The organism is Flavobacterium nitrogenifigens (assembly GCF_003254565.1).
GTDB classification, from domain to species: Bacteria; Bacteroidota; Bacteroidia; order Flavobacteriales; family Flavobacteriaceae; genus Flavobacterium; species Flavobacterium nitrogenifigens.
Map to the genome: position 1 here is coordinate 216,733 of NZ_QJRI01000177.1, position 22,642 is coordinate 239,374.

General features: G+C 33.8%; 23 protein-coding genes. 15 read left to right on the forward strand and 8 right to left on the reverse strand.

Translation table 11 applies throughout. The annotated features are described in order from the left end of the window. Positions 1 to 101: 101 nt before the first annotated feature. Together DM397_RS15445 and DM397_RS15450 are read right to left on the reverse strand one after the other, a co-directional pair. Positions 102 to 740, reverse strand: a complete 639-nt coding sequence (locus tag DM397_RS15445) for a peroxiredoxin (protein ID WP_111378396.1) — start codon at positions 738 to 740, stop codon at positions 102 to 104. Positions 741 to 1,044: 304 nt separating this feature from the next. Continuing rightward, entirely contained in the window at positions 1,045 to 1,956 is a 912-nt protein-coding gene (locus DM397_RS15450) for an AEC family transporter (RefSeq protein WP_111378397.1), read from the reverse strand. Positions 1,957 to 2,062: 106 nt separating this feature from the next. Between DM397_RS15450 and DM397_RS15455 the strand changes: the two genes are divergently transcribed. The 5 genes from DM397_RS15455 (at position 2,063) to meaB (ending at position 5,731) form a co-directional block, all read left to right on the forward strand. Continuing rightward, a complete protein-coding gene (locus DM397_RS15455; protein WP_111378398.1) occupies positions 2,063 to 2,629 on the forward strand; it encodes a Crp/Fnr family transcriptional regulator in 567 nt (188 codons plus the stop codon). A 57-nt stretch (positions 2,630 to 2,686) separates the two neighbouring features. Continuing rightward, complete coding sequence (locus DM397_RS15460) at positions 2,687 to 3,151, forward strand: DoxX family protein (protein WP_111378399.1); 465 nt, start codon at positions 2,687 to 2,689, stop codon at positions 3,149 to 3,151. A gap of 150 nt (positions 3,152 to 3,301) precedes the next feature. After that, positions 3,302 to 3,709, forward strand: coding sequence for an RrF2 family transcriptional regulator (locus DM397_RS15465; RefSeq protein ID WP_111378400.1), 408 nt, complete (start codon positions 3,302 to 3,304; stop codon positions 3,707 to 3,709). Positions 3,710 to 3,766: 57 nt separating this feature from the next. Next, a complete protein-coding gene (locus tag DM397_RS15470; protein ID WP_111378401.1) occupies positions 3,767 to 4,408 on the forward strand; it encodes an NAD(P)-dependent oxidoreductase in 642 nt (213 codons plus the stop codon). A 228-nt stretch (positions 4,409 to 4,636) separates the two neighbouring features. Next, positions 4,637 to 5,731, forward strand: a complete 1,095-nt coding sequence (gene meaB, locus DM397_RS15475) for a methylmalonyl Co-A mutase-associated GTPase MeaB (RefSeq protein WP_111378402.1) — start codon at positions 4,637 to 4,639, stop codon at positions 5,729 to 5,731. A gap of 117 nt (positions 5,732 to 5,848) precedes the next feature. Here meaB and DM397_RS15480 read toward each other — a convergent pair whose 3' ends face one another. The 3 genes from DM397_RS15480 to DM397_RS15490 all read right to left on the reverse strand — a co-directional run bounded on the left by DM397_RS15480 (position 5,849) and on the right by DM397_RS15490 (position 9,553). After that, positions 5,849 to 7,786, reverse strand: a complete 1,938-nt coding sequence (locus DM397_RS15480) for an LTA synthase family protein (protein ID WP_111378403.1) — start codon at positions 7,784 to 7,786, stop codon at positions 5,849 to 5,851. A gap of 37 nt (positions 7,787 to 7,823) precedes the next feature. Further along, positions 7,824 to 8,051, reverse strand: a complete 228-nt coding sequence (locus DM397_RS15485) for a hypothetical protein (protein ID WP_008468034.1) — start codon at positions 8,049 to 8,051, stop codon at positions 7,824 to 7,826. 119 nt (positions 8,052 to 8,170) lie between these two features. After that, the gene (locus DM397_RS15490; RefSeq protein ID WP_111378404.1) at positions 8,171 to 9,553 is read right to left on the reverse strand and encodes an MATE family efflux transporter; all 1,383 of its coding nucleotides are present in this window, start codon (positions 9,551 to 9,553) and stop codon (positions 8,171 to 8,173) included. Positions 9,554 to 9,742: 189 nt separating this feature from the next. Between DM397_RS15490 and DM397_RS15495 the strand changes: the two genes are divergently transcribed. Further along, entirely contained in the window at positions 9,743 to 10,261 is a 519-nt protein-coding gene (locus DM397_RS15495) for a hypothetical protein (protein ID WP_111378405.1), read from the forward strand. Between the two features lie 163 nt (positions 10,262 to 10,424). Beyond that, positions 10,425 to 11,360 carry a DUF6268 family outer membrane beta-barrel protein gene (locus DM397_RS15500; RefSeq protein ID WP_111378406.1) on the forward strand — a complete coding sequence of 312 codons (936 nt, stop codon included), beginning with the start codon at positions 10,425 to 10,427 and terminating at the stop codon, positions 11,358 to 11,360. 2 nt (positions 11,361 to 11,362) lie between these two features. On the opposite strand, the gene DM397_RS15505 is transcribed toward DM397_RS15500, so the two are convergent. The 3 genes from DM397_RS15505 to DM397_RS15515 form a co-directional block, all read right to left on the reverse strand. Next, positions 11,363 to 12,076, reverse strand: a complete 714-nt coding sequence (locus DM397_RS15505; protein WP_111378407.1) for a LytR/AlgR family response regulator transcription factor — start codon at positions 12,074 to 12,076, stop codon at positions 11,363 to 11,365. 452 nt (positions 12,077 to 12,528) lie between these two features. Further along, complete coding sequence (locus tag DM397_RS15510; protein WP_167511662.1) at positions 12,529 to 13,578, reverse strand: sensor histidine kinase; 1,050 nt, start codon at positions 13,576 to 13,578, stop codon at positions 12,529 to 12,531. A 245-nt stretch (positions 13,579 to 13,823) separates the two neighbouring features. Further along, the gene (locus tag DM397_RS15515) at positions 13,824 to 14,702 is read right to left on the reverse strand and encodes a PPK2 family polyphosphate kinase (RefSeq protein WP_111378408.1); all 879 of its coding nucleotides are present in this window, start codon (positions 14,700 to 14,702) and stop codon (positions 13,824 to 13,826) included. A 225-nt stretch (positions 14,703 to 14,927) separates the two neighbouring features. Between DM397_RS15515 and DM397_RS15520 the strand changes: the two genes are divergently transcribed. From DM397_RS15520 to DM397_RS15555, 8 genes are all read left to right on the forward strand, one after another. Then, a complete protein-coding gene (locus DM397_RS15520; protein ID WP_111378409.1) occupies positions 14,928 to 15,428 on the forward strand; it encodes a hypothetical protein in 501 nt (166 codons plus the stop codon). A gap of 23 nt (positions 15,429 to 15,451) precedes the next feature. Beyond that, the gene (locus DM397_RS15525; protein ID WP_111378410.1) at positions 15,452 to 16,288 is read left to right on the forward strand and encodes a DUF6929 family protein; all 837 of its coding nucleotides are present in this window, start codon (positions 15,452 to 15,454) and stop codon (positions 16,286 to 16,288) included. Positions 16,289 to 16,651: 363 nt separating this feature from the next. Beyond that, complete coding sequence (locus tag DM397_RS15530) at positions 16,652 to 17,152, forward strand: RNA polymerase sigma factor (RefSeq protein ID WP_008468024.1); 501 nt, start codon at positions 16,652 to 16,654, stop codon at positions 17,150 to 17,152. 2 nt (positions 17,153 to 17,154) lie between these two features. Next, positions 17,155 to 18,126 (forward strand): hypothetical protein, encoded by a 972-nt coding sequence (locus tag DM397_RS15535; protein ID WP_111378411.1) that lies wholly within the window; start codon positions 17,155 to 17,157, stop codon positions 18,124 to 18,126. A gap of 70 nt (positions 18,127 to 18,196) precedes the next feature. Then, positions 18,197 to 20,359 (forward strand): vWA domain-containing protein, encoded by a 2,163-nt coding sequence (locus DM397_RS15540; RefSeq protein ID WP_111378412.1) that lies wholly within the window; start codon positions 18,197 to 18,199, stop codon positions 20,357 to 20,359. A 53-nt stretch (positions 20,360 to 20,412) separates the two neighbouring features. Beyond that, positions 20,413 to 21,000 (forward strand): phospholipid scramblase-related protein, encoded by a 588-nt coding sequence (locus DM397_RS15545; RefSeq protein WP_111378413.1) that lies wholly within the window; start codon positions 20,413 to 20,415, stop codon positions 20,998 to 21,000. A 114-nt stretch (positions 21,001 to 21,114) separates the two neighbouring features. Next, positions 21,115 to 21,831 (forward strand): 3-ketoacyl-ACP reductase, encoded by a 717-nt coding sequence (locus tag DM397_RS15550; RefSeq protein ID WP_111378414.1) that lies wholly within the window; start codon positions 21,115 to 21,117, stop codon positions 21,829 to 21,831. 109 nt (positions 21,832 to 21,940) lie between these two features. Beyond that, positions 21,941 to 22,447 carry a hypothetical protein gene (locus tag DM397_RS15555; protein WP_111378415.1) on the forward strand — a complete coding sequence of 169 codons (507 nt, stop codon included), beginning with the start codon at positions 21,941 to 21,943 and terminating at the stop codon, positions 22,445 to 22,447. Positions 22,448 to 22,642 lie beyond the last annotated feature (195 nt).

The following is a 22,642-nucleotide window of genomic DNA, read 5'->3' on the forward strand; positions in this document are numbered from 1 at the left end:
CGCTTTGTGTTTTTTATTACGTTTGGAAAAATAAAAAATGCTAAAATTCCAAGCAAAAACTTAGAACCTTAGCACCTTAGTATCTTAGAACCTCAAAAAAACTATTTATTCGGCTGCGGAGTCAATCTCAAATAAGGTTTTATTGGTGTATGTCCTTTTGGGAATTTTGCTGGAATATCGCTATCTGGAATTGCTGGTGCGATTACCACATCTTCTCCATCTTTCCAGTTTGCTGGTGTTGCAACGCTATAGTTTGCTGTCAATTGTAAACTGTCGATTACACGAAGCAATTCATCAAAATTTCTTCCTGTTGAAGCTGGATAAGTCAGCGTTAATTTGATTTTTTTATCTGGTCCGATAACAAAAACAGAACGAACTGTAAATTTATCACTTGCATTTGGATGAAGCATATCATATAAATTAGCTACTTTTTTATCCTCATCTGCAATGATTGGGAAATTTACTTCTGTATTTTGAGTCTCGTTGATATCTTTAATCCACTCTTTGTGCGAGTCTAAACCATCTACACTCAGAGCAATAACTTTAGTATTTCTTTTTTTGAATTCTGGCACATAGTTCGCCACAGTTCCCAATTCAGTTGTACAAACAGGAGTAAAATCTGCTGGATGTGAAAATAAAACACCCCACGAATCTCCTAGCCATTCGTGAAAATTAACTGATCCCTGAGTGGTTTCTGCGTGAAAGTCCGGAGCTATATCACCTAATCTTAATGTTGACATAATTTCATTTTTTTAGTTCATCTAAAATTAACTAAAAAATGCATTTAGAAAACATTCAAAAGGTAAAAAAAAGTTAAAATTCTACATTCTCTATCTAGTTAGTGTTTTAATCTGATTTTAGCACATAGAAACATAGATTTTGCAATGTTTACTGAATTATTTTATAAGCCTCTTTTTCATAGTAAAAATTGCTCGCAAAGTCGCAAAGACGCAAAGTTTTATAAAAAATTAAAAAAAAGAAAAACTTAAAAAGAAAAGACTTAGCGACTTGGCGTCTTTGCGAGATTAAAAAATAAGTAATAGATTAAATAAAACTTACCACAAAGTACCAAATCGCAAGCGTGACAAAGGAAATCGGGATTCCGAAACCGATCATCATACTGCTTAGTTTTGGTTTTAATCCATAAGTTGAAGCAAGAATTGCGCCTGTAATCATGGGCGACATAGCAGTTTCCATAATCGTAATTTTTATAACTTCAGAATGCTGATTGAAAATAAAAACATACAGCGCAAAAATTACAAAAGGAATTAAAAGCAGTTTAAAGAAAAGTCCAAGTCGTAAAAATTTCCAATGCTGGCTCTTTCTATCAAAAGTCAATTGCAAACCAACAGAAAGCAAAGCTAAAGGTGTTACTAAACTTCCTATTTTCAGTAATACAGATTGGATATTTTCATTTAAATTATAATCGAAAATATTCATCAAGCATGCTAAAACAAACATCAAAAATGGCGGAAACGTAATGATTTTTTTGAAAATTCCTATTGCGTTTGGACTTCCCTTTGAATAAAAGGCCGCAGTAAAAACGCCAAGTGTAGAAACCACCACAAAAGTTCCAGGCTGATCTACTAAAACAGCCGTTTCTAAACCTTTCTTTCCAAACAGAGCTTCAATAATCGGATAACCCAGAAAAGAACTATTGCTTAATCCTGCCGTCAAAATCAAACAGCCAATCAATTTATTAGACCAGCCATTTCTTCTTCCCAAAAAATGAAAAAAAATAAAAGCCAGAATATAGGTAATCCACCCTGCTCCTATTGGAAATAGCAATTCACTACTCCATTTTATTTTGGGAATATGATATAAAGTAATCGCAGGAAGACAGAAATAAATAACAATTTTATTGAGCGTCTTATAGATATGAGTAGGAAACTGTTTTACATGCTGAAGAACTAAACCCAGCGAAAGAAAGAGAAATATTAGTATAAAGTTGTTCATATCATGGCGTCAAGACAAAAATAGGAAATTATAAATTGATGAATTGAACAAATTATCTCCTCTCTTTGAGTTTTTTGTTACTTTTAATATGTAATTCGAAAAATCTATGCAGCAAATAAGGGATAATCTTGAACTAATGACCAAACTTTCTGATGAAGACTGGAACATCTTTTCTTCTAAACTCATTCGTCAGGAATTTTCGAAGAAAACTGCTATACTTCAAACTGGCCAAATAGAAAATTATCTTTCCTTTATAGAAAAAGGAATTCTTAGATATTATGTTCCTTCTGAGAATAAAGACTTAACGTTTACTTTTGTATTTGATGGCGAATTTACAAGCGGATATGATTCATTTATTACCAGATTACCAGTAAACTACACTATCGAAGCACTTTCTGACACCATACTTTGGCGCGTTTCATATAATGATCTTCAGGACATTTATGCCGAAACTAAAGTTGGCAATACTATTGGCCGATTAGCAAGCGAAGATTTATTTATTAAAAAATCAAAGAGAGAGCTCTCTTTGCTAAACGATTCTGCAGAACAGCGCTATCTTAACTTATTCACCGAGCAGCCTCACTTAATACAAAAAATTCCGCAAAAATACCTTGCCTCTTACATTGGCATTACTCCGCAAGCTTTAAGCCGAATCAGAAAACGCATTTATTAACCCAGGTTCATTGTTTTAGGCTTCTTTACTGTGCAACTTTGTACAATAAAAAAAGATATGGAAACCTTAATCGTGCTTTTTGGAGTTTTTATCGCCACACTGCTTATTATTTGGCTTACCACTAAACGGCTTGAATTAGCATTTGCTGGAAGAGTAGCCATGGCGGCTATGCTGACATTTACTGCTGTTGGGCATTTTGTTTTTGCTAAAGGAATGGCGATGATGATCTCTTTTTTGCCTTGGGCAAATGCTATTGTGTTTGCTACAGGAATCATAGAATTAATTACCGCAATTGGATTGCTGCTGCCGAAAACTAAAATCCTTACAGGAAAACTGCTGATTTTATTCTTTATCTTACTCCTACCCGCTAACATTTATGCCGCAAGCCATAATATCAATTTACAAACTGCCGACTATACTGGTAAAGGCTTATCGTATTTATGGATCAGAATACCAATGCAACTTCTTTTTATAGCATGGGTGTATTTTTCTTCACTAGGAATCAATCAAAAATCAAAATAGTCAATAAGGAAATTGTACGTCACTCATAATTAATGATGTGCATTTTCCTTTACTTTTATTTTATGTTTCTAATTACTTTAATTAACTTTAAGTTAAAATTGTTTTTTGCATTACAAAAAGATGTAAATTTGTAACATATTTTATTACAGTATGATTTCAGGTAAATTTGCCATAACGATTCACATTCTTACTTTGCTCCATAAATTCCCAAATGATTATTTGTCATCGGAGTTTATTGCGGGAAGTATTAATCTAAATCCTGTTTTGGTTCGAAAAGAAATTGCCAATCTAAAAGCACACCATATCGTAGAAAGTAAAGAAGGAAAAAATGGCGGTACAAAATTGGCAGTAAACGCTGCTGATCTGACTTTAAAACAAATATTCGAAATGACCTTTGAAACTATTGGTTTAGGTTTTGCAAAAAATCAGCCGAATCCTGATTGCCCTGTTGGGAAAAACATCAATCAGCATTTGGAAGTTTTATATAGCGAAATGAATCAAAACGTCAGCAGACAGCTGGAAGGAATTTCATTGGAAGATTTTTCGAATCAGTTTTAAAACTATTTTTTTAACCTAAACTGTAACATTTTTTATTACTAAATAAATTTATATATTATGAAAATCGCACTTATCGGAGCTACAGGATTTGTTGGCTCAGCAATTTTAAATGAATTAGCAGACAGAAAACATGAAATTACTGCTATTGCAAGGACTCCAAAAGACACAGCAAACGCAACTTGGGTTGCTGCAGATATTTTTAATGTTGATGCTTTGGCAGAAATCTTAAAAGGTCACGATGCTGTTGTCAATGCTTACAACCCAGGATGGACTAATCCTAATATTTACGATGACTTTTTAGCAGGTTCAAAAGCTATTCAGGAAGCGGTTAAAAAATCAGGCGTTAAACGTTTCATCACAATTGGTGGAGCTGGAAGTTTATATGTTGCGCCAGATTTACAAGCGGTTGATACTCCAGATTTTCCAAAAGAGATCTTCCCTGGAGCTAATGCAGCAAGACATTATTTAAATATTATTAAAGAAGAAAAAGATTTAGACTGGGCTTTCTTTAGTCCTGCTTTCGAAATGCACGCTGGAACTAAAACAGGAAGAACTGGAAAATACCGTTTAGGCTTAGAAAATCCTGTTTTCAATGACGAACAGAGAAGTATTTTGTCTGTAGAAGATTTAGCGGTTGTAATTGCTGATGAAGTGGAAACTCCAAAACATCATCAAGTTAGATTTACAGCGGGTTATTAATTTTTTTTCAGCCACGAATTCACGAATTTTCTTTTTAAAATCTTTACCTAATATTATTCGAATTAATTCGAAAAAATAATCTCAAAGATTTTAAAAAGAAAATTCGTGAATTCGTGGCTAACTTTTTTTACTCCTTTTGAGAATAACAAATTCATGTAAATTAGTGATGAACTAACTTTTTGAAACTGTTTTTGTTTTCTGTACTTTTACATTTCTAAAAAGTGCGTTTTGTCAAATTCTAATAAACAAACTGGTAGTATATCTGAAAAAGCTGGAATTTCATCTCCTGAAATCACCAATATTTCGGCTATCAATCAAATTAAAAGCAAACGCAGACAACAACCAACTTCTCAAGAATTAATTGATGGTATTTTAGAAGGAAACAGAACTTCTCTTAGCCGTGCCATTACTTTAATTGAAAGCACCAATCCAGACCATTTTGATAAAGCTGGCGAAGTGATTCAAGGCTGTTTAGCTCATGCTAATAAATCAGTTCGTATTGGAATTACAGGTGTTCCCGGCGTTGGAAAAAGCACTTTTATTGAAGCTTTTGGAAAACATCTGACACAATTAGGAAAAAAAGTAGCAGTTTTGGCAGTCGATCCAAGCAGTTCGCTTTCGCATGGAAGTATTCTCGGTGACAAAACCCGAATGGAAGAATTGGTCAAAGATGAAAACGCTTTTATTCGTCCAAGTGCTTCTGGAGAAACGTTAGGCGGTGTGGCTCGAAAAACTCGAGAAACTATTATTCTTTGTGAAGCGGCAGGTTTTGATACTATTATAATCGAAACAGTTGGTGTTGGCCAAAGTGAAACCGCTGTTCACAGCATGGTCGATTTCTTTTTGCTTTTAAAGATTTCTGGCGCTGGCGACGAACTTCAAGGCATTAAACGCGGTATTATGGAAATGGCAGATGCCATTGTCATTAACAAAGCCGACGGAGATAATATAAAAAAAGCAAATCAGGCGAAATTGGAGTTTAATCGCGCTTTGCATTTATTTCCTCCAAAAAAATCAAACTGGCAACCTAAAGTAACTACTTGCAGTTCGCTTACAAAAGATGGCATTGCGGAAGTTTGGAATACTATTTCTGATTATTTTGAAATGACTAAAGAAACGGGATTTTTCCAAGAAAAAAGAAATGAGCAAAATCATTTCTGGATGATGGAAACCATCAACGAACAATTGAAACAAAACTTCTATAATCAGCCTGAAATCATTTCGCTTTTAGAAGAAAACAAAAAAGCAGTGCAAAACAATGAGATTTCATCTTTTGCAGCTGCTTCTAGTTTATTAAAATTATATTTTGAAAAAAGATTCTAAGACACTAAGCTTCTAAGTTACAAAGGTTTCTTGTCAGTTCAAGCAGAGTCGATAACATTTCGACTTCGCTCAATGTGACAAAACTTAGAAGCTTAGCAACTTAGTACCTTAGCATCTTTATTTCTTAGGCCTAAGCTTATATTTATTTTCTTTATACAAATTCCCAGCTGTAATCACGTGCGCTAAAGCATCTTTAGCTAAATCTTCGTTCAGCTTTACAGGAACTAACGTTGTATCATTTTTGATTTCAAATTGCAACGGTTTCAAATTTGGCTGCATGATTACAACCTGATTTTCGACTCTAAATGCGTTGATATCATTAAACTGCATAATAGATCTTCCTTGTACTTTTGTATCCAATTTGCTTAAATTTCTACCTACCATAGGCGTTTCAAAAGGAATTCCTAAGTAGCTTAACAATGTCGGCGGAATATCAATCTGACTTGCCAATCTGTCATAAACAGCTCCTTTTGGAACTCCAGGTCCCATGATAAATGCTGGAATATGGAATTTATTAATTGGAACTAAATTTTTACCGTACGTTCTGGTATTGTGATCAGCAATTACAATAAAAATCGTGTTTTTAAAATAAGGTTCTTTTTTAGCCATTTCAAAGAATTTCCCAATAGAAAAATCAGCATATTTCATGGCATTATTTACTGTATTAGGCTTTTTATCATAAGGCTTAATTCTTCCTGCTGGATATTCAAAAGGCTCATGATTTGAAGTTGAGAACATTAAAGAGAAGAATGGCTTATCTCCTTTTGATTTGAAATATTGATTGGCTTTAGTAACTAAATCTTCATCAGAATATCCCCAAGTTCCTTTGAAAGCATATTTATTTCCGTCTGATTCAAAATCGGATTGATCCACGATGTCTGTAAAACCATTTCCGTTGAAAAACGAAGCCATATTATCAAAATTCGCCATTCCGCCATAAATGAAACTTGTATCGTAACCTTTCTGTTTTAACGCATCTGCTAATGTAAAAAATCCTTGTTGTGAATTTCCAAGCTTCACTACACTTTCTGATGGCGAAGGCAAAAATCCAGTTACAACTGCTTCAATTCCGCGGACGCTTCTAGTTCCTGTGCAATATAAATTGGTAAACAACAATCCTCCTTTAGACAATTTATCAAATTCTGGTGTTAATGGTTTTCCTCCTAAAATTCCAACATATTCTGCACCTAAACTTTCTTGTAGAAATATCACCAAATTGTATGGCTTTTTCATAACAGAATCTGGTTGCTGCACATGTAAAAACGGAATATCCTTATCGGTAAAATCACTTGGACCAGCGATCATGTATTTTTTTACACGAGCAATAGCTTCGGCCTCATCCATTTTACCATACATTTTGGTATTTCCTTCATTTTTGATTGAATACGCAGCAAAAGCAACGGTATAAAATGAATTTAACCCTAAAGTATTTGTAAGCTGATCTGTTGAGAAAACAGCATTACTAGCATTAATTGGACGTTTTGAAGTAAGACTTGAACGTGCTCCGAAAAACAATAAAAAAGCCACTAATGGGAATACCATTAATTTGAATTTATATTCTGTACTTGTAGTATAAAATAATTGTTTTCCTTTTTTGAAAGCAAAATAAATTACAACTCCCAAAATTAGAAAAGTCACAATGATTGAAGTCAAATAACTTTTTAAAAGCATTCCAACCACTTCTTTTGGATAAATAAGATAGTCTAAGAAAATCTTATTCGGACGTGTATCGTATTGTTTTACAAAATCTGGAGAAGCTAATTCTACAAAAAGAATTAAAAACAGAAATAGAAAACTATAAATTACCAGAAATTTATTGGTGAATTTTATCCATTTACTTGGCAGGAAAGTAATTAGAACTGCTGGCAAAAATGATAAATAACATAGTAAAATTAAATCCATTCGTAATCCGATTGGAAAAATATACCAGAAATCTGGCGTCTGCACTACTCTTTCTTTAAAAAGAAAAAATAAAAAGATTCGGCTTAAAGTGGTAATCAATAACCCGATCAATATAAAACTGAAAATAGGTTTTAAGAAACGTAAATTTTTCATTAAAAATAGTATAAGAACGTGAGATTAGAAAAACAAATTACTCTTCGTAACGGTTGATTTCTCTGTCATAAAACTCATTAGCTTTTTCAATTAAACTTTCCATTTCGGCGTTTAATTCAGCTTCATCAAGATCTTCTGGTTCTTCTAGAAACTCAACCTCATCATCTTTCAAATTGATAATAAATCTTGGGTAATCTAGGTGAATGATAAAAATATCGTCTGGAAAATCGGTGTTATCTCCAAGTAAAAATTTAGGTAATTCCATATCTATTTATTTTTTTAATGGTTATTTTTTAGCCACTCCCGATAGCTATCGGGATAAAAGATTAAAAGGATTTCTCCTGGTTTTATATAATCTTCGGTTTATTTTTTATTCAAATTTAATTATTCTGTGTCTGAATTCTTAACTAATCTCTTTGTTAAGTAATGAAAACGAATGTATAAACAAATTGCCGCTGCGGTTAAACCTGCCAAAAGTCCGATCCAAACTCCTTGTGCTTTCAATTCGGTGTGTTCTCCTAAATAATACGAAATCGGAAAACCAATAACCCAATAGGCCACAAAAGTAATGTACATAGGAATTTTAACATCTTGCAATCCACGCAATGCACCTAAAACCACAACTTGGATTCCGTCAGAAATCTGGAAAATTGCTGCAATTAAAAGCAGTTTTGAAGCAATTCCTATCACTTCTTCATTATCTAAAATTTGTCCTGTATTTTCCATATTCAAGAAAATATATGGCAGATAGTCGTGGAAAACGATAAAGAAAATCGCAAAAATGGTTTCTAAAATTATGGCAAGCAAAAAGATAGAACGCGCCACAACAATTAGCTTTTTATAATCCATTAAACCTCTTTGATTGCTGACACGAACCATCGAAGTTACGCTTAATCCCATGGCAAACATAAAAGTCATCGACGCTAAACTCAAAGCAATCTGATTTGCCGCCTGACTTGTTTTCCCGATATTTCCGCAAAGCCAGATTGAAGCCGTAAACAGAACCACTTCAAAAAGCATTTGCATCGCAGAAGGAAATCCGATGCTGATAATCTTTTCTATTGTTGCCTTTTTTATTTCATTAAAACTAAATCCTTTGAAAAAGCGTTTTAAATCATCTCTTCGCGAAAGCATAATATGCATGAACATTACCAAAAATATTCTTGAAATCACCGTTCCTAAAGCTGCTCCGATAATTCCCATTTTTGGAAAAATCCAAATTCCGTAAATTAAAACATAGTTTATACCTACGTGAAGCACATTGGCCATTACCATGGCATACATAGAATATTTGGTCAATGACATTCCGTCTGCAAACTGTTTATAGCCCTGGTACATTACCAACGGAATTAGAGAAAAAGCCACCCAGCCTAAATAGGGTTTTGCTAATACAATGACATCTGCTGGCTGTTTCAGCAATTCCATTATTGGTTTGGCAAACATAATTACCGTAAAAAGCACCACTCCTAAAATGGTACAAAGAAATAATCCATGATGAAAAGCAGAGCGAATTTTAGTGTCATTTTTCTCAGCATCACCTTCGGCAACGATTGGCGTAATGGCTGTAGAAAAGCCGATTCCTAAAGACATGGCAATAAAAATCATACTATTTCCAAGCGAAACCGCCGCCAGTTCTGTACTTCCTATTTTACCAACCATTATATTATCGACAATACCAATCAAGGTATGTCCGACCATTCCTAAAATAACAGGATATGCCAGTCTTAAATTATACGAAAACTCTTTAGTGTACTGCTTTAAATTCACTTCTATTCTATTTTGTGCGCAAAGATAGTCAGAAGCTTCGAATTCTATCCTATCTATAAAAATATATCCCAATTTTAAGACAAAAATAAGACGAACTAAATATTATGTAACGATTTTTAAAAATTGTATAACAAACTCCAAATGGCTTGCATATAATTTTACATCATAGAAATTTCAAAAATATAAGCCATGAAAAAATTACAGATGTTATGCCTAGCTGCTTTCACATTTTTATTCGCCAACACCACATTTGCTCAAGAGACAGAAGCAACAAATTACGATCAAGGTTTTAGATTAGGTTTTGGCTTAAATGGGGGATTGCCAACCGACAATGATTACGACTGGTCTCTTGGGGGAGATGTTCGTTTACAGTATGATCTTTCCAAAAAAACATCTTTGACCTTAACTACAGGATTTACAAATTTATTTATGGGAAAAGACGATCTTGGAAATGACATAAAAGATCTTGGATTTATTCCGGCCAAAGCAGGTTTTAAAGCTTTTGTCTTAAAAGATCAATTTTATGTTTTAGGAGAACTAGGTGCTGGTTTTGCGGTAACAAATGGTTACGATAAAACTACCTTTTTATGGGCGCCAGGAATTGGTTATGCCAACAAGTACATCGATTTAAGTGTTCGTTACGAAGATTATCATGATTTCAGAACCAATCAGGTAGCATTGCGTGTTGCTTATGGTTTTCAACTCTAAAAAATAGGTTTAATTTATTATTTTGTTTTTGGTAAAAACCCGATAGTCTGAGGAGTCTGTCGGGTTTTTTATTTACCATTGGTCAAAAGAAGAGTGCCGGTAGTCAAATGATTTTTTGGGATTGATTTAGAACGCGGTAATTCGCAGAAAAATTAATCAAATCATGAACAAAACAATTTTTTATCTCTCGCAACTTTTTCTTTTTTTATTGGCTACTCTTGCTGCGCGCTCACAATCGGGAATTTCAGGTGAATTCAAGGTCGATTATGTCCCTTTTTCTAAATATGTACGACCAATGGACAGCACAAAAACAAATGCCGAAAGCAATTTTAAAAGAGCCCAGATTGCTTTTGAAGTGCCGTTATCTTTAAAAATGGATAAATATGATCATCCAAAACTCTGGTCTGTATTTTTTAGTGGCAGTTATGCCAAAATGGAAAACAGGAATTACAATATTCAAGATCTTCCAATAGCATTTCAAGGCGGATTTCCAGATGAATTGCTCAATACGCAAGTTGGAGTCAAACATTTGCGTTCCATTTCTTCTTCGTGGTCGTTGTTAATAATGGCTTCTGTAGGCGTTTATACCGATATGGTCGAAATTAATAAAGACGATGTCCTGCTTCAAGGTGGGATTCTTTTTATCAAACAATTTAATCCTAAACTGGCTTTGGGTGCAGGTCCAGTTCTGACTAATAGCTTTGGTGTGCCGATGGTTCTTCCTGGAATTTATTTTAACTGGGAATCTACTGGAGCTTTACATTTTAAAGTAGCTTTTCCGGAAGGTGTAGAAATTGGCTATCGAATGTCTGACACTTTTGACTTAAAAGCAGTAGCCGAATTAAGCGGAATGACAGCTGAAACCAAAATTGGAAATAAATCTACATTACTAGGATATCAGCAGATAATTGCAGGCTTAAGACCTCAGGTGAAATTTGGAAAACATTGGATTTTAGAACCAACTGGCGGAACTACTCTCGTGCGAAGTTTTTCGACAACTAACCGAAAAATTAAAGAAATTTTCAAGGAAAAAGATATTGCCGATCCAAGATTCACCACTACGTTTTATGGAGCAATAGCGCTGAAATGGAAATTCTAGAACTATCTGCTTAATAAGTTTTTATAGACTACCCCTTTCAATAATTCCTCACGGCGTGTTCTTGAAATAGGTAGTTCTTGTCCTTTTATAAATAAACGTCCGCCAGAAATAGAATCTATATGCGTAACATTTACGAGAAATGATTTATGGATTCGAAAGAAAATTTCTTTGGGAAGTGTTTCTTCTAATGAAATCATCGTCTGATGAATAATCAGTACTTTATCTTTAAAATGAAGTTTAGCATAATTTTGCATTCCTTCGATATATAAAATATCTATCCAAGAAATTTTCTGAAATCCTTCTTCCTGACGCACATATAAAAAAGGATCCAATTGATTTTGTTTTGGCGAACTCAGCATTTGATGCCATTGCTTTGCCTTTAACGAAGCCTGATAAAATCGCTGAAAAGTAATCGGCTTTAACAAATAATCTACAACTTGAAGACGGTATCCGTCTAAAGCATGTTCTGAATAAGCGGTTGTAAAAATCACCAATGGCGGATTTTCTAATGATTCCAGAAACTCCAATCCCGTAAGATAAGGCATATTGATATCCAGAAACATCAAATCAATTTGCTTTTCCTGAAGAAACGAAGTCGCTTCTAGAGCAGAAGCACAAGTACCAATAGTTTCAAGGAAATCAATTTTAGAAACAAAATCTGCTATTCCGTTTCTTGCTATAGGTTCATCGTCGATAATGAGACATTTCATTTTCATAGTTTTTTTCTCTGGTTTGTGTGTGTTTTTGTTTCTCGCAGATTTGGCAGATTTAGCAGATTTTTTTCTTTAACCGCAAAGAACGCAATCCCGATAGCTATCGGGATACGCAAAGTTCGCAAAGTTTTAATTTTATAAAAGGATGCTAAGAGAACAAAGCAATATGTTAAGATTTTGAAATTTAAAAATTCGTGCTAATTCGTGTAATTCGTGGCTAAAATAAAATCATTTTTAATCTTTATATCCCGATAGCTATCGGGAGTGGCTACAAAATTTAACCGCAAAGTGCGCGAAGGTTTACGCAAAGTTCACAAAGTCTTAATTTTTAAAAGGATGCAAAGATCACTAAGCGTTGCGGATTAAAAAATTCGTGATAATTCGTGTAATTCGTGGCTAAAATAAAATCATTTTTAATCTTTATATCCCGATAGCTATCGGGAGTGGCTAAAAAATTATTTTAAATCTAAAACCACTTCAACAGCAAAATCAGAATCGGTTTTATGGATGTCTAATTTGTACTTTTCAGGATATTGTATTTCCAGTCTTTTCTTCACATTCTCTAAACCTAATCCTTGATTTTTTGAAGGTATTTTATATTGCTCAGTATATGAATTTTCTATTCTAAAATTCAGCTGATGATTTATTTGCTCGCAAGATAAATGCACAAATCCTTTTTGATTTGGAAGTCGAGAAACATGTTTAAAAGCATTTTCGATCAAAGGAACCAAAAGTAATGGTACAATTTGAAGCTGTCCGTCTTCTATATTCCATTTGCTTTTTACTTCCAATTCATTTCCCCAGCGCGTTTCTTCAACAGCAATTAAATCTTTTAAGTATTTAATTTCAAGATGCAAAGGCACATATTCTTTGTTGCATTCATACAATTGATAACGCAAAATATCCGAAAACTGAACCAATAAATCTGAAGCTAACTTTACATTGCTCTGCATCAGAATATGAATATGGTTCAGAACATTAAACATTAAATGCGGATTAATCTGATCTTGCAAAATCTTGATTTGAGCTTCAAGATGAACCTGCTGCAATTGTGCGTGATTTCTTTCTATAACATTATGTTCCTGATAAAATCGGAGCCCGCAAGCAGTGCCACAAATTAAAATCGCAGACGGAATGTTGCCATAAAATCGCGACCATAAAAAATGAAGAGAATCTACATCTGCTTCTTCAGGATATGCCTTCCTTCTTATAACCGAATCAGAAAAAACAATATAAATCAGTGACAGACAAAATGCCAAAAGCAACACAACAACAACGCTTTGTACGGCAAACGAGCTCATTTTATTTTGTTTTAGCGCTTTGGGCAGTATAACATCACTTAAAATATGAGCTAAAACAGCAGAACAAAACAAAACCAAAATAGCCTGAATCGTAGCCGTCAAAAAATCGTAATCTTCGATCATCTGCGCCCAAATCGTGATGCCTAATAAGCTCCAAAAAAAGACTAAAAATATCCAATGCCTATTCTTATTGATTGCGATCATTTATAAATAATTTACTGAGAAAATTTAACTCCAAAAGTAGTTCTATATTTTTTAAACAAACAGCAAAGAAGCACAAACCATAAGCAATATTGAAATTAATTTGACGAACTGCGTTTTTGTTTTGACCAATGGAATCTACAAAAACAGTTTAAAAATTTTCGGATATAAAATAAACCCGACAGCTTTTAAAAACCTGTCGGGTTTACAAAAAAATATCTCATTGACTAATTATCTCAATTACCCAATTACTTCTCTCCTAATTCTTTCTTATATAGCTCGATATTTATAGCCGTTTTCTCGTCCAATTCAGGTTCTTTAATATCGGTGTGTTTTTTCATTTCTTCCCAGATAATTTTCGCTACAATATAGCGTGACATTTCTTTATCATCTGCAGGTACAATATACCATGGCGCATGAGGCGTTGATGTTTTATTGATGGCTTCTTCATAATACTTCATGTATTCATCCCAATAACCACGTTCTTTCAAATCGCCTGGAGAAAATTTCCAATTGTGTTTTTCTTCTTCCAAACGACGCAATAAACGCTGGCGCTGTTCTTCTTTGCTCAAATGCAGATAAAACTTCATAACGATTGTCCCGTTTTGAGCAATATGCTTTTCAAAATTATTAATCTGTTCAATCCTGTTTTCCCAAAACTCAGGCGTAATATCATCAACAGAATTAATATCCGGAAGGTTTTCAGCCAAAAGATATTCAGGATGCACGCGTGTGACCAAAACATTTTCGTAATGTGTCCTATTAAAAATAGCAAACTTTCCTTTTTCCGGCAGAGCGATATAATGACGCCACAAATAGTCATGTTCCAGTTCTGCCGAAGTTGGAGTTTTAAAACTATGTACCACTACTCCACGCGGATTAAATTCCTTAAAAACTTCCCGAATCAAACTATCTTTTCCCGAAGTATCCATTCCCTGAAGACAAATCAAAACACTGTATTTGTTGTGCGCATACATTACGTCTTGCAAATCGCTCAATTTGGCTTGAACTTTATCTAGTTTCTCTTCTTTTTCATCGTCATCGGCTTTGACATTCAAAACAGTCGGAATTTCTTTGAGCTTTATTTTATCTACAACTTTAAAATCTTTCGGGTCTATTGATTTCATATTTTCAAATTTTATATCATAAATATACTACTTTTACGAAGCATATTCCTGCTATCCATTGCAATACTTTTCAATAAACTGCTTTTTTCCAAAGCCATAACAAGAGCTTCCGTTGGTCGCTTTCTTATGTCAGGAAAAAATGCAATTTCTTTTCAAAGTATTTCCATTACTATCAGGGCTAGGCATTTGTTTTCAAAAGAACAATTCAAATATTTCAAATTCATAATGAAAAAGATATTTCTAATTGTATTTTTACTTTTCTTAAATAAGTCTTATTGTCAAGATGGAAATTACTCAAATCCTGAAAAAGCCCTAATTAAAGTATATGGGAAATGTTACAAGGATTTAAAGTCAATTGAAGGAACAAGAGATCTTATACCTGAAAAGAAAAATGTAAAATTCTGTTCCCTATACCAATGTGTTTCAAGAATTGAATATGCAGAGAAACAAAAAGATATCGAAAAAGCAATTATTAAAAGAGCTATAGAAATAACTGTCAGACTTTATAGTGAAGGAACTCCAGTATCTTTAATCTATGGAATGAACAGTTCAAGTCAAGCCGATTGGGATAATCAAATTTTGACAGATGACGATAATTTAGTCTATATAAGCGTTGCAGAATGTATTGTTTCAAACTCTTTAATAAAAATATGTGAAGCAGTAAATAAAACAACAATGGAGTTAATTAACAACTCAAAATCAGTAAAACAAAAAAAAATAGAATAGCAAAAGCTTTCAAAACAACATTCATGGAAAAATTCACATTAGAAATATTATTTCAAATTATCGGAATCGGTTCGGCATCAGGATTATTTTATAACAACGATGCACTTTACGTAATTGGCGACAACAGCGGATTTCTTTACGAATACAATATGCAAAATCAGCAATTGAATCAGCATGCTTTAATCGACAATCCGACACAAAATATTCCGAAAAACTTAAAGCCCGATTTTGAATCTATCACACATCATAATGATACTCTTTATGTTTTTGGCTCTGGTTCTACCGAAAACCGAAACAAAATGATTGAATTTGATTTGAAATCGAAAAATGTTTTACAGAAGAATAATTTAGTCGATCTGTATGCAGTTATGCAGAATTTTGGCGAAATAAAACCAGAAGATTTCAATCTAGAAGGAGCTATTTTCGACGGAGAAAACTGGTATTTATTCAATCGAGGCAATGGCGTTACTAACAAAAACACGATTTTTACGATTCACGCCAAAAATCTAGGAGAAGAATTTGCCTTAATTTCTGTTAACTACAAACTTCCAAAAATAAAAGGTGTTCGCTCCAGTTTTACCGACGCTATTCTAGTTGATGATAAAATCTATTTCCTCTCAACTGCTGAAGACACAAAATCGACTTATGATGATGGAGAAATACTAGGAAGTTTCATTGGAAGAATTGACGTAAAAACCATGAAAATCGATTTTACTCAAAAAATTACGGCAGCCAATAAATTTGAAGGCCTGACTTTTTATAAAAAAGAAAACAATAAAATCGAGTTTTTGCTTTGCGAAGATAATGACACAGAAGTTTTAGAAACGAAGATTTATAAATTGACTTTGCCGATTAAATAAATTTTGCGAATCTTCATGCAGCTTGTGAATCTTTGCGAAAAAGCTATTACACAGAGATTCACAAAGATTTTCGCAGAGAAACACAAAATATTTTGATTACCATATTACCGTAGAGACGCACCGCAGTGCGTCTACGCAAAGAATGTAAACAATACAAAAATTATAAATTCACTGACGTTAGACGCACTGCAGTGCGTCTCTACGATAAAAACTATGACCCTTTGTAACTTTGTAACTTTGAACCTAAAAAAAATATTTTAATATTTTTTCACCCCCCGTCCCAACCTTTTTATCTTTTTTACTCTCTATACAAGAAAGACAACAATTGTGATAAACGAGACTCAAATAGCAAACTGTAAAAAAATGCACCGCGATGCCCAGCGTCAGGTGTACGAATACATGGCGCCAAAGTTGTACCGCCTTTGCAAAAGATATTTAAAAAAGGAAGAGGAAATCGAAGAAGCTTTAGCCGATTCTTTCTTTACAATTTTCACCAAACTAGAACAGTTAAAAGAAGCTTATGCTTTTGAAGCTTGGGCAAGACGCATAACTGTAAATCATTGTTTGGCGACGATTAGAAAAGAAACCAACTTTAATATGTATTTAGATGATGTGAAATTGCTTTCGCAACCTTCTGTTGACGAACTAAATACGTTGGAAGAAGAAGATTTACTTAATTTATTAAACCACATTCCTGACGGCTGTAAAACTGTGTTTAACCTTTTTGTCATTGAAGGTTTCTCGCATAAAGAAATAGCCGAAATGCTGAAGATCTCTGAGGGCACCTCAAAATCACAATTGAATGCCGCTAAGACCAAACTGAAAGAACTGGTTAATAAACTGTATTATCAAAAAGCAAAATAGTCATGGACAATCAAGATAAATTATTCGATAAAATAAAAGAAGCTTCGCAAAAAGCCGAGTTTCAAGACTTTCCGGGAATGGAAAAAGTCTGGGCACGTGTAGAAGAAAAACTGGACAAAAAAGAAGACAAAAGAACAATTGCATTATGGAAAAAAATAGCGGTTGCAGCTTCTCTTCTATTATTGCTTTCTTTAGGATTTCAGTTTTTACATTCTAATAAAGAAACTATAACAGAAACGCCAAAAGTAGTTCTCGAAGAAAAAGAAATAAAACAGCTTCAAACTGAAGAACCTATTGTAAAACAAAATGATGCAACTTCTTCTGGAATAGTTTCAAACGAAGAAGCAGTTAAAATTTTAGACAATCAAACTAAAAAGAAAGAACGAGTTGCTATTCAGGAAGAAAAAGATCAAAATAATGAAGCAGTAGTCTCTTTGAAGGACAAAAAAAATATTCCTGCACCTTTTTATGTACCGCCTGTAGCCGCATCAACGCAAGAACAAACCTTTGAGGAGGAAGATAACATCGTTTCAAAAAAAGAAGTGGCTCCAGAAATGGGTTATTCAAGCTATCCTCAAAGAGAGTCTGCAAAAGTGGCTTACTCTGCAGCGCCAACACAGAGAGCTAAAAAAAGCAGTCCTTTAGTAGTTCTTAACGGAAATGCAATGGCTCACAGCAACGACGCAAAAAAAGATAAAATGATGCAAGATGAGCTTCCAAACCTGGATCCTGAAAATGTAGATTCGCTGGTAGTTTTGGATGAACCATTATACATCATCGATGGGATTTATTACTCAGAAAATGATTTATTTGGCAAAAATCCAACGAGCCCTTATGCGCCTCTTGACAAACAAGACATTAAAACCATAACAATTCTACAAGACCTTGAAGCGACTGAAAAATATGGCGAAAGAGGCAAAAAAGGAGTTGTTATAATCATTACAAAAAACGGAAAACCAACTCCGAAAAAATAATCTAATGCTTTGTCAAAATCTGCAGTTTTGACAAAGCAAAACCCAAACATTAATTCTAAAACTTATTATCATGAAAAGTCTAAAACTTATTTCATCAGCCATTGCTATGCTTATATGTTTCGTAACCATGGCACAAGAAAGAACGATTTCTGGAATTGTTTCAGATGAAAGCAAACAGCCACTTCCAGGCGTAACTGTTTTCAATCAGACATCAAAAAAAAATGTTGCAACTGATTTTGATGGAAAATATAGCATTCAAGCTAAAACTGGAGACATGCTAGTTTTCTCTTATATTGGATACAAAAACCAAAGTCAAAAGGTTCAAAACTCAAACACGATTAATATAAAACTACTTCCAGATAATCAGACCTTAAGCGAAGTTGTCGTTGTGGGTTATGGCGTAAGCAGTTCGGAATATGAAGACCGAAGCTATGCCCGTGCTGAAAGAAGAAGAGAGAAAAAAGATGCACAAGCGCTAAAAGGAAAAGTTGCGGGAATTCAAGCTCAAAATTCTATGGGATATTCTGCTATGCCAAGCCCAACTGTTTCTATTCGCGGAAATGAATCTGTTTCTCCAAAAAATGAACCTATGTACATTATTGACGGAGTTCCAGCAAAAGCTAATCAAATGGCAAAAATTAATCCGAATGATATTGATAATGTTTCGGTTTTAAAAGATAAAGATGCGACTTCAATTTATGGAAGTAAAGCTTCAAATGGCGTTGTGGTTATTTCAACTAAAAATGAAATCTATAAAAACCTTTCTGAAAAAGAATTGGATAAAAAGTTAAACATTATGCCAATTCCAGCTGAACCAACTCAGGAAGATTATGATGCTTTTGTAGAAAATGCTTTCGAAAGCCCTAAAACAGCTCCGCTTTCTACATTTTCTATCGATGTCGATAATGCTTCTTATACCAATATCAGACGTTTTTTAAACAACGGACAGGAAGTTCCAAAGGACGCTGTGCGCGTAGAAGAAATGGTTAATTTCTTTAAATACACTTATCCACAACCAAAAAACGAACATCCGTTTTCTATCAATACAGAAGTAAGCGATTCGCCTTGGAACAAGAATAATAAAATCTTGAAAATTGGTTTACAAGGAAAAAACATTCCAACCAATGATTTACCTGCTTCAAACCTTGTTTTCTTGATTGATGTTTCGGGTTCGATGAGCGATATGAACAAATTGCCTTTATTGAAACAATCTTTAAAAATATTGGTAAACGAATTACGTGCAAAAGACAAAGTCGCAATTGTAGTTTATGCTGGCGCTGCAGGAATGGTTTTACCTCCAACTTCTGGAGATGAGAAAAAAACAATTATCGACGCTTTAGATAAATTACAATCTGGCGGAAGCACAGCCGGAGGCGCAGGAATTGAATTAGCTTATAAAACGGCAACTGAAAATTTCATTAAAGACGGAAACAATCGTGTAATTCTAGCAACCGACGGAGATTTTAACGTTGGAAGTTCTTCTAATTCTGATATGGAAAAACTAATTGAAGAAAAAAGAAAAACAGGTGTTTTCTTGACTTGTTTAGGTTACGGAATGGGCAATTACAAAGACAGCAAAATGGAAATTCTTGCCGATAAAGGAAACGGAAATTACGCTTATATCGACAACATTCAGGAAGCAAATCGATTTTTAGGAAAAGAATTCAAAGGTTCAATGTTTGCTATTGCGAAAGATGTAAAAATCCAGATCGAGTTCAATCCGAAACAAGTTCAGGCGTATCGTTTGATTGGTTATGAAAACAGAAAATTGCGTCCAGAAGATTTTAAAAATGACGCGATCGATGCAGGCGAATTAGGAAGCAATCATACTGTAACGGCTTTGTATGAAATTATTCCAGCTGGTGTAAAAAGTGATTATTTGGCTGAACAGCCAGATCCTTTAAAATATACTAAAACTGAAACCAGTTCAAACAATTACAGCAACGAACTGGCAACGATAAAATTCCGTTACAAAAAACCTGATGGCGAAAAAAGCATCGAAATGGTTCAGGTAATCGAAAACAAATCGGTTGCTTTGGAGAAAGCTAGCGATGATATGAAATTTAGTTCTGCCGTAGCTTGGTTTGGTTTGAAACTGAGAGATTCAAAACTAATTGCCGACAAGTCTTCTGAAGAAATTGTAAAACTAGCGAAGCAAGGAAATTCAAACGATGGCGAAGGTTATAAAGCTGAATTTATTCGTTTGGCAGAAACTTCTAAGCAGTATAATTAATAAATATTGTATTACATTTGCGGCTTTATTTTCAAAACTTATTTTACACACATATGAATTCTATTTTAAGCCAAAATCTATTTTTAGTAAAAGAACATGTTGGAATGTTCAAAGCCGCAAACAATTACGATATATATCATCCAGAAACCAATCAAATCATTATGAACTGCCGAGAAAACAATCTTGGTTTCTTCACAAAAGTATTTCGTTTTACAGATTATAAAAGAGCAACTCCGTTTAATGTTGAAATTACAACTGCTTCTGGAGAAAAGTTAATTACAGTAAGAAGAGGTGTGGCCATCTTTAGATCTACTGTTGAAGTATTGGATGAAAAAGATCGTTTGATTGGAACTTTCAAACAAAAATTCTTTTCGATTGGAGGAAAATTTAACATTCTGGACAAAAATGAAAAACCTGTGGCTACTCTGCAAGGAAAATGGACAGGCTGGGATTTTAAATTCTCACACGAGAATAAGCAATTGGCTCAAGTAAACAAAAAATGGGCAGGATTAGGAAAAGAGTTTTTTACAAGTGCCGATAATTATGTTCTTCAAATTGAAGACACAGTTGCAACTGACAGTCCGTTGAGACAATTGATTTTAGGAGCTGTCATGTGTATTGACATGGTTCTAAAAGAATAACAAAAAGTTGTTAAACTTAGATTAAGAATACCTTTTAAAGCATCATTTTAGTTTTCAAAACCTTATTTTTGTAAGACTTAAAATGATGCTTTCTGCATTTCTAAAAACACAATCATGACCGACTTAAAAAATAAAAACGCCTTTATTACGGGCGCAGGAAAAGGAATAGGAAAAGCTGTGGCAATTGCTTTGGCAAAAGAAGGTGTAAACCTGATTTTGGTTTCTAGAACCAAAAGTGATATTGACCAATTGGCAGAAGAAACTTCAAAATTGGGAGTAAAAACTTTGGCCTTGTCTGCCGATGTTTCTGACATCAATTCTATAAATGCTGCTGCTGAAAAAGCTATTGCTGAATTTAAACACATCGATATTTTAATCAACAGCGCCGGAATTGCTTCTTTTGGAAAATTCTTAGAATTGGAGCCAGAAGCTTGGGAGAGAATTATTCAGGTGAATTTAATGGGAACGTATTTCACAACGCGTGCGATCATCCCAAACATGATCGAAAGACAAACTGGCGATATCATCAATATTTCATCAACTGCTGGATTAAACGGAAACGCTCTGACAAGTGCTTACAGTGCTTCTAAATTTGCTGTTTTAGGTTTAACCGATTCTTTAATGCAAGAAATGAGAAAACACAATATTCGTGTTACAGCTTTAACGCCAAGTACAGTGGCAACTGATATGGCAAAAGACTTAAACCTAACTGACGGAAACCCAGAAAAAGTAATGCAGTCTGAAGATATGGCAGATTTGATTATTGCACAATTAAAACTAAACCGAAGAGTGTTTATCAAAAACAGCAGTATCTGGTCTACTAACCCATAAAAAATAAATTGCAATATTTAAATTCCAAATTCCAATCTCAAAGCAATTGGAATTTGGAATTTAAGTATTGGAATTTGGAACTAAATTATTGGAATTTAAAAAACACATGATGGAACAATATTTAAGACAATTGGTCGAAATAGAATTTCAGGATAAAAAGGAAATCTTCAGCGGATTTTTAATTGATTATTCTGACGAGTGGATTTTGCTTCGAAATAATCCTGTAGATTTTGTTTTGGATGGTTTTGTTATTTTAAGAAATAAAAACATTGAAGCTGTAAATAGAGATCACGATCTGGCCTTTACAGAAAAAGTAATTCGCTTGAAAGGGTTAAAAATTAATTCTGATGATATTATTCCAATCAAAGATTTAGCTTCAATTATTAATTATGTTTCTAAGAAATATGGCGTTTTTCAAATCGCCAAAAAATCGTCTAAATCTGCCTATTTAGGAAAATTAATGGAATTAAATGACGAAAAATTAACAATTAATTTTTTAGACACAAGAGGCCAGTTTGGAGGAGAATTAGATTTTAATCCCGAAAAAATTCGAGTTATTGAATTTGATACTGATTATATTAATTCTTTGAAATTGGTGGTTGGAGAAGATAATTGATTTTTATACCACAGAGACGCGCAAAGATTTCGCAGAGATTCGCGAAGAAGTGTAATAAAAAAAGCTCTTTTATGAATTAAAAGAGCTTTCTTGTTTTTTATGTTTGTGCAAGACACACTACAGCGCGTCTCTTCGACATCGCAATTTTAAATCAACTTTGTGTATCTCTGCGAAATCTTGGTGTATCTCTGTGAA